Annotated in this window: 3 protein-coding genes and 1 pseudogene; 2 read left to right on the forward strand and 2 right to left on the reverse strand. The window is 63.3% G+C overall.

Going from position 1 to position 7418, the window contains the following annotated elements; all coding sequences use genetic code 11:
- Together VF515_05565 and VF515_05570 are read left to right on the forward strand one after the other, a co-directional pair.
- The coding region (locus VF515_05565; GenBank protein ID HEX7407104.1) for a LamG-like jellyroll fold domain-containing protein at nucleotides 1-417 on the forward strand (417 nt) is incomplete at its 5' end.
- A gap of 1170 nt (nucleotides 418-1587) precedes the next feature.
- Entirely contained in the window at nucleotides 1588-2691 is a 1104-nt protein-coding gene (locus VF515_05570) for a hypothetical protein (GenBank protein ID HEX7407105.1), read from the forward strand.
- Nucleotides 2692-3108: 417 nt separating this feature from the next.
- Here the strand turns inward: VF515_05570 and VF515_05575 are convergent.
- Nucleotides 3109-5735: pseudogene (locus VF515_05575) on the reverse strand (type I restriction endonuclease subunit R).
- 55 nt (nucleotides 5736-5790) lie between these two features.
- Nucleotides 5791-7197, reverse strand: coding sequence for a transposase (locus VF515_05580; GenBank protein ID HEX7407106.1), 1407 nt, complete (start codon nucleotides 7195-7197; stop codon nucleotides 5791-5793).
- Between the last annotated feature and the right edge of the window lie 221 nt (nucleotides 7198-7418).

Raw genomic sequence — 7418 nt, forward strand, 5'->3', positions numbered from 1 at the left:
TTCCTGCAGCCGCAGTGGCAGGCGAACGATCCGACGAATGCCACCCTCGTCCAGCTCGGCAACAGTGACACGAACCCAAGTGGCTTCGCGATCACCAAAGACGGTCAGTCGCTCCACTTCACATTCGCCGATAACAGCGGAGCGGCGCCGTTGGACGCCAGCATCGCCATCGACGGCTGGAAGCCAGGCGAGCAGCACCTAGTGACGGCGTCGTGGGGGCAGAGCCAAGACGGCGGGCACAGCGTCGCGTCCTTTTACGTCGACGGCCAACTTGTCGGCCAGCAACAGTACAACGGTCAGTTTCAGATCGGGCAGGGCGTGCCGCTCAACATCGGCTCTGGCTACGGGAACCCCGCCCAAACCGTCCCGGGCGTGCTCAACAATTTCAAGGTCTACAACCAAGCGCCTCCACCGTAGCAACTCGGCCAGGCAGCAACGACAGGGAGTCTGACGAAGTGACGCCTGTCAGACAGGTCGCCTATCCGCAGCTTTGCCCACCGGCGCGGGCCGGTGAGCGGGGTGCTCGGCAATGCGGTACGCATCGCACAACTCGCAGTTCGCAACTCGTCGAGGGAGCGCGGATCTCTCAGCATCAAGTGCAAACCGCAACTCAACCTTCGCTAGGCGGGCACCATGAATCAGCAGACAACAATGACTAGTGTGTCACCGGCGAGCAACGCTTCGCGAGCGAGCCTGAATGGCCCACGACTGACAGGCCTGACTCGGTTCATGCTTCTTGCCGCGGCCCTCGTAATGCCCTTGGGGCAGCGCGCGTTCGGTGTGGTAAATACCTTCAATAGTAGCGGCACCTTTACGGTCCCAATCGGGACGAGCTCGATCCAAGTCGAGGCCTGGGGTGGTGGTGGCGGCGGCGGCAACCCTGGTGCTGGTGATGCTGGTGGTGGTGGTGGTGGTGGTTCGTACTGCACGAGAACGTTCAGTGTCACTGCGGGCCAGGCGTATGTGGTCACGATTGGAGCGGGCGGTGGGCGTGGTGGGGTTGGTGGAACGTCGACGGTCACACTTGTATCAACGTTCGTGAGCGCCACCGGTGGGGGTGGCGGCGTCGACGGCGGCGCGGTGGGCGGCACCACAACATCCTGCACTACCAACAGTGGTACGGGCTTCGCCGGCGGCCATGGCGGCGCGCGTCAGGATAAGGACCACGCTGGTGGAGGGGGTGGAGGCTCCGCCACCTCATCGGCGACTGGTGGGAACGGTAGCGCCGGCGCTAGCGGTGTGGGCGGCGCTGGAGGCACAGGACAGGGCAGTGGCGGCGCCGGCGGGAATACCGGCGCAGCGGGTGCTGCGGGAAACGCACCCGGTGGTGCTGGCGGCGGCGCAGGCCATGGATCCACAGCCGGTTCCGGCGCCGGCGGGCGCGTGGTCATTACCTACTCGGTCTGTGGTAACGGATCTGTGGAGAGCGGCGAGCAGTGCGACGATGGTGCCAATAACGGCACCATCAATTCCTGCTGCACGACCTCCTGCACGTTCCAGTCGGCTGTTACGGCCTGCGCGAGTGACGGCAACCAATGCCACAACGCGTTGTGCGCTAGTACGAGCGATACCTGTACGCATCCGAATTTGCCCAACAACACTAGCTGTAACGACGGCACGGCCTGCACGACCAACGACGTGTGTCAGGCCGGCACGTGCGCCGGCACCGCCCTGGTGTGTACGGCCTCAGACCAGTGCCACGTCGCCGGCACGTGCGACACCGGCACCGGCCAGTGCTCGAACCCGGCGAAGCCCGACAACACGGCGTGTAACGACGGCACCGCCTGCACGACCAACGACGTGTGCACCACCGGCACGTGCGCCGGCACGCCATTGGTATGTACGGCCTCGGATCAGTGTCACGTCGCCGGCACGTGCGACACCGGCACCGGCCAGTGCTCGAACCCGCCGGCGGCCGACAACACGCCGTGTAACGACGGCAATGCCTGCACCACGGGCGATGCGTGTCAGGCGGGCGCCTGCGTCTCCGGCACTGTGGATCCGTTGTGCATCGGCTGCACGACCAACGCCGACTGCACGGCGCTCGACCAGTGTCACCTCGCCGGCACGTGTCAGGCGGACGGCACCTGCTCGAACCCGCCGGCGGCCGACAACACGCCGTGCAGCGACGGCACCGCCTGCACGACCAACGACGTGTGCACCGCCGGCACGTGCGCCGGCACGCCATTGGTATGTACGGCCTCGGATCAGTGTCACGTCGCCGGCACCTGCGACACCGGCACCGGCCAGTGCTCGAACCCGCCGGCACCCAACGGCACGCTGTGCCAAGCACCGAGGATCATCGGTGGTGCCACCGGCGGCTCGACCGTGATCACGGTAAGCGGCGTGGGCGGACCCGGCTGCGTGCCGGGGCCCATCCAGGTGTTCGACTGTGGGCCGGACCGTCTCTGCCACGATTTTCCTGATGACTTCCCGTTGCCGGTCCTCTCGGCCATAAAGCTACCGAACGGAGACTTCGTCGTCACCCTGGCGCAACCGTTAGTGCCGGGCCAGCAGATCTACGTTACCGACGGCTGCACATACCCGCTACTCAGCGTTCCCGCGCTTGTCCGGGGGCTGGCGTCTGTCCCAACGCTGTCCGGGTCGATGCTGGTAGCGCTCGAGGCACTGCTTGCCCTCGTCGGCTTGCTCGGCCTCAGCCGCATCGGACCGTTCGCTCGCCGCGGCTGACGGACGTGCGATAACGAGCATGCCGGGATCACTCACGCAGGTCGACGAAGACCTGAAGGCCGAGTTGCCGTTGAAGCGAATCTGGACGGTGCCGGCGCAGGAAGAAGAGTAACACTGACCCCCAGTCACGGCGTCGCGGGGCTCCACCCCCGCCAGCGCGCATGAAGCCGCGCCCTGGCTCGGCGCCGTGACTGCTAACCCGCCGCCGCTTCGCCACGGCTGGCTTCACGCTGCACATCAGGCCCTTGATCCATAGGAAGTTCAAAAACTCGTTTCCGAGCGCCCGCATTGCAGCGTATCGTCGACCAAGGCGACAGACAGCTGGGAGGTGGAGGCGGAACGCAGTGCCGGATGCCGGCGGGGACGATTCCTTCGTGCACGCGCCCCGTGGTTGGGGGGCGTCAAATCTCTGGACGTTGCGAGAGCGAAGACTGCGTAGTCGTAATCGATCAGGGCCGAGGCGAAGAGGACGAATTCGAAATCGAGCTGATCGACCTCGTCGCTCGCCGTTCTCTGTCCGTCGCCACCGGGCTTTTCGCGCTGTTCCCGCAGCCGCTGGGCGGTTTCGAGGTACTGGCCGCGGAACCCCTTGAGCTGCTCCTTCGGAAGCACCTGCTCGATGGTCTGCTTTTCCTGCTCGGTAAGGTCGGTGTACTGGTCGAGCTGGGTCTGGAGCCGCTGCACTTCCTTGAACCGCTTGATGAACGCGGCGCGCGCGTCATCGCCCTTGAGGTTGGGCACGGCCTCGGGCTTGGCTTCGAGGCCCTGCGACTTCATGAAGTCGTTCAGCATGCGGACTTCCGCCTTGAGCTTCTCGATGACCTTGGGGGCTATGTCGACGAGCCAGATTTCGCGCGCCGCGTCGGTCTTGGCGCCGGAGAATAGAGCGATCGCCTCATCGACGGCGGCCTGCTGGTTTCGGAAGTCGAGGATGTTCCCATAAGGCTTGGTGGCATTGAGCACGCGGTTGGTGCGACTGAACGCCTGAATCAGGCCGTGGTGCTTGAGGTTCTTATCGACGTAGAGCGTGTTGAGGTACTTGGAGTCGAACCCGGTCAGGAGCATGTCGACGACGATGGTGAGATCGATCTTCTCGCGGCCCTTCTTCGGCAGATCGGCGTTGGGGAACTGCTGGTCCTTAATGCGTTTCTGCACGTCCTGGTAGTAGAGGTCGAACTCGTTGATCGAGTGGTTGGCGCCGAAGCGTTCGTTGAAGTCGGCGATGATCGCCTTCAGGGCCTTCTTCTTCTTCTCGGGCTCGGTCTTGTTGTCCTCGCGCTCCTGCGGCAGGTCTTCCTGTAACTGGCGAACGTCGGCGCTCACGTCGCCGGGCGGGGAGAACACTGCGGCGACGTTGAGGGGGACGAACTCCGGATCGGCCGCCTGCCGTTCCGCCTGGGGGCCTCCTTGAACAGCTCGTAGTACTCGATGGCGTCGTTAATGGACGCGGTGGCGAGGATCGCATTGAAGCGTCGATCGCCCGTAGCGACGTCGTGCTTCTCGAGAATCGCATCGACGACAGCGCGCTTGGCGAGGGTCTGATCAGGCTTGGGGGCGTTGTCACCGTCGGGCTTGAAGTAGTCAACGTGGAAGCGAAGAACGTTCTGGTCGTCGATGGCGTGGGTGATTGTGTAAGCGTGCAGCTCGCGCTGGAAGACGTCCTTGGTGGTCCACCACCTGCCCTCCTCCCCCTGGGCCTGCTTCCTTATGGCGTTGTCCTCGAAGATGGGCGTGCCGGTGAAGCCGAAGAGCTGAGCTTTTGGGAAGAACTCCTTTATGGCCTCGTGGTTGTCGCCGAACTGCGAGCGGTGGCACTCATCGAAAATGAAGACCATCCGCTTGTCGCGCAGCGGTTCGAGCATGTCCTTGTAAGTGGACTGTCCGCTCTTCTCGCGCTGCTTGTTACGCTTGCTGGTCTCGTCGAGCGCCAGCCCGAGCTTCTGGATGGTGCAGACGATGACCTTGTCGGCGTAGTCGTCCGAAAGCAGCCGGCGGACGAGCGCACCTGTATTCGTGTTCTCCTCAACGCAACCTTCCTGGAAGCGGTTAAACTCCTCGCGTGTCTGGCGATCGAGGTCCTTTCTGTCGACCACGAAGAGGCACTTCTCGATGGCCGGGTTGTCCTTCAGGAGCGTGGAGGCTTTGAAGCTGGTGAGCGTCTTGCCGCTGCCGGTGGTGTGCCAGACGTAGCCGTTGCCGTTGTTTTGGTCGATGCAGTCGACGATGTGTTTGACGGCGTAGATCTGGTACGGCCGCATCATCAGCAGCTTCTGCTCGCTGGCGACCAGGACCATGTAGCGGCTGATCATCTGCCCGAGCGTGCACTTGGCAAGGACCTTCTCGGCGAACTCGTCGAGGTGCGTGATCTTGGAATTGTCCTCGGCGGCGTGCTGGTAGATCGGCAGGAATCGCTCCTCGGCATTGAAGGCGAAGTGGCGGGCGTTGTTGTTGGCGAAGTAGTACGTGCTGTTGCGATTGCTGACGACGAAAAGCTGGACGAAGCACAGCAGCGTACGGGTGTAGCCGTTGCCGGGGTCGTTCTTATACTCGGCGATCTGCTCCATCGCCCGGCGGGGGTTGATGCCGAGGGTCTTGAGTTCGATCTGCACGGCGGGCACGCCGTTGATCAGCAGAAGAACGTCGTAGCGGTGGTGGCTGTAGTCGGTGTTCACACGGAGCTGGCTGACGACCTCGAAGCTGTTCTTGCACCAGTCCTTGATGTTGACGAGCGTGTAGTTCAGCGGGGTGCCGTCGTCGCGGGTGAAGCTGTTCATGCCGCGGAGCGTGCGGGCGGCGGTGAAGACGTCGGCGGTGATGATCTCGTCGAAAAGACGCTGGAACTCGCCGTCGGTTAGCTCGACGCGGTTAAGTGCCTGGAACTTCTCGCGGAAGTTGCGCTCAAGCGCGGCCCGGTCTCGGATGTCGGCGCGGTGGGTGTATTTGAGACTGCGCAGCTTTTCGACGAAGTCCGCTTCGATGCCCTGCTCCCTGACTACGGGAGGCCGGGGATCTGAGTCTTGCTGATAGGGAATCTTGGGGGACATGGATAATGCGGTCGTCTGTCAGGAGCTGGGCAGTGCCACGTTCGCGGGCGAGCGTCTACGCAGCAAGCCGTTGCTGCACTTGATGGCGAGGGTTGAAGAGTCGGCGACGCAGGAATTTCGCGAGGATGGTGTCTGCGGGGCCAGCGGCGAGAAATTCGGGGAGGCTGGAGCGCAGTGCGTGGGCGACGACGAGTTCGGAGGGCGGCAGTTCGGTGCGCATGGTACGTAGCCAGCTGTGGAAGAGGGTCCAGACGGTGGAGCGGGCGGTGATCGCGAGGTACTGGAGGAGCCCCTGCGCGATGCAACCGAGCTGAACGTAGTTGTGGTAGGCGGCGAGCTTGCGGCGGACCATCTGACGATAGCGATCGGATTTGTGGTGCATGTACTGGTTGCCGCTGACGCGTCGGATCGGAGTCATGACCATCATCCAGAAATGATAGGCGTAGGTGCCGACGACGTGCAGGGCGTGGCGGAATCCGACTTCGATTTTGAAGCGGTAGCCGTAGAGGATGATGATATCAAGCGGATCCATGGTGATGTCGCTGGCCATGAGAATCATCGAGCCGCGGTGCGGGTGGCGCACCAGGACGAAGCGGACGAGCCGGCCAACGGGTCGCCAGAGCAGGTTGATGCAGCGAAAGTCGAGGAGGACGTTCTTGTCATCGTAGAGCGGACTGGGAGTAGACGTGAAGGTTGCGGTAGCCGCGAACAGATCGCGCAGACGGATGCGTTTCCCGTAGAGGCGCGGACGTCCTCGGCGGGGGTGTTTCGGTTTGGGGGCGAGTTCGTAGGCGACGGCGTTTGTGCGAGCGCGTGTAACCAGGTGGTGTCCGGCGGCGAGCAACGGAAGGATGACCTTGCCGGTGGCGTAGTAGGCGTCCGCGACCAGGACCACGGGCGATTCCAGCACCGCGGCCAGCGAGAGGAAGAGTGTGACGACGCGGTCGAGCTGTGTACGTGTGTTGCGGTTGGACCAGACAATGCCTTCGCAGATCCGAGCCGCGAGCGGAACGGCGGCGACAACGCCTTGAGCGGTCTGCGTGAGCAGGGAGATGCACTGGAAGCTGTGGCCGAAGATGAACTCCGGCTTGGAGTTGTTTGCTGACTCCTGATGCAGCTTCTTGACCGCTGGCATCTTGCGTCCCTCCTTGGGGGCCTTGAGGCCGTCGGCGATCCAGACGCGATAGGCCCCGACGGTACAGGCTGGGAAGGAATCGGCGCACCAACGGGTCCAGATCTCGGTGAGCGTGTCGAGCTTTATGGCGGGGCTGTGAAAGAGGTGCAATAGCCGCTTGTAGAGAACGGGCTCGAGTCCGAGCACGCGCACGAAGCTGGTGACGCCCGCCAGCTCGGTGCGGAGGCACAGGCCCATCAGGCAGAGCACCATCCAGTAGAATGTCCGTTGTCGGCTGCAGGCCGGGCGCAGCTGCGCCACGGCCTCGAACCACATCTTCCACAGCATCCTCCGCACCTCCGCATAGCCATATCACTATCATGATACGGCTCTTTCATGCTACTCCTAAAAGGCATGGATCAACGAATACGAGCCCTCAGAGCTCAGATCGCAGCGATCAAACGTGAGCTGGTTCAGCTCGAAGAGCTACGCCCGGGAAGCCTCTCGCGTCAGTACAACGTCTGCGGATCACCCGGTTGCCGCTGCAAGGCAAAGCCCCCGCAGAAGCA

This window comes from Candidatus Binatia bacterium, from assembly GCA_036382395.1.
In the GTDB taxonomy this organism is placed as follows: domain Bacteria; phylum Desulfobacterota; class Binatia; order HRBIN30; family HRBIN30; genus JAGDMS01.

Coding starts and splice junctions, on each gene's coding strand:
- VF515_05580 (HEX7407106.1), bottom strand. CDS start 7,197: ATGCTGTGGAAGATGTGGTTCGAGGCCGTGGCGCAGCTGCGCCCGGCC.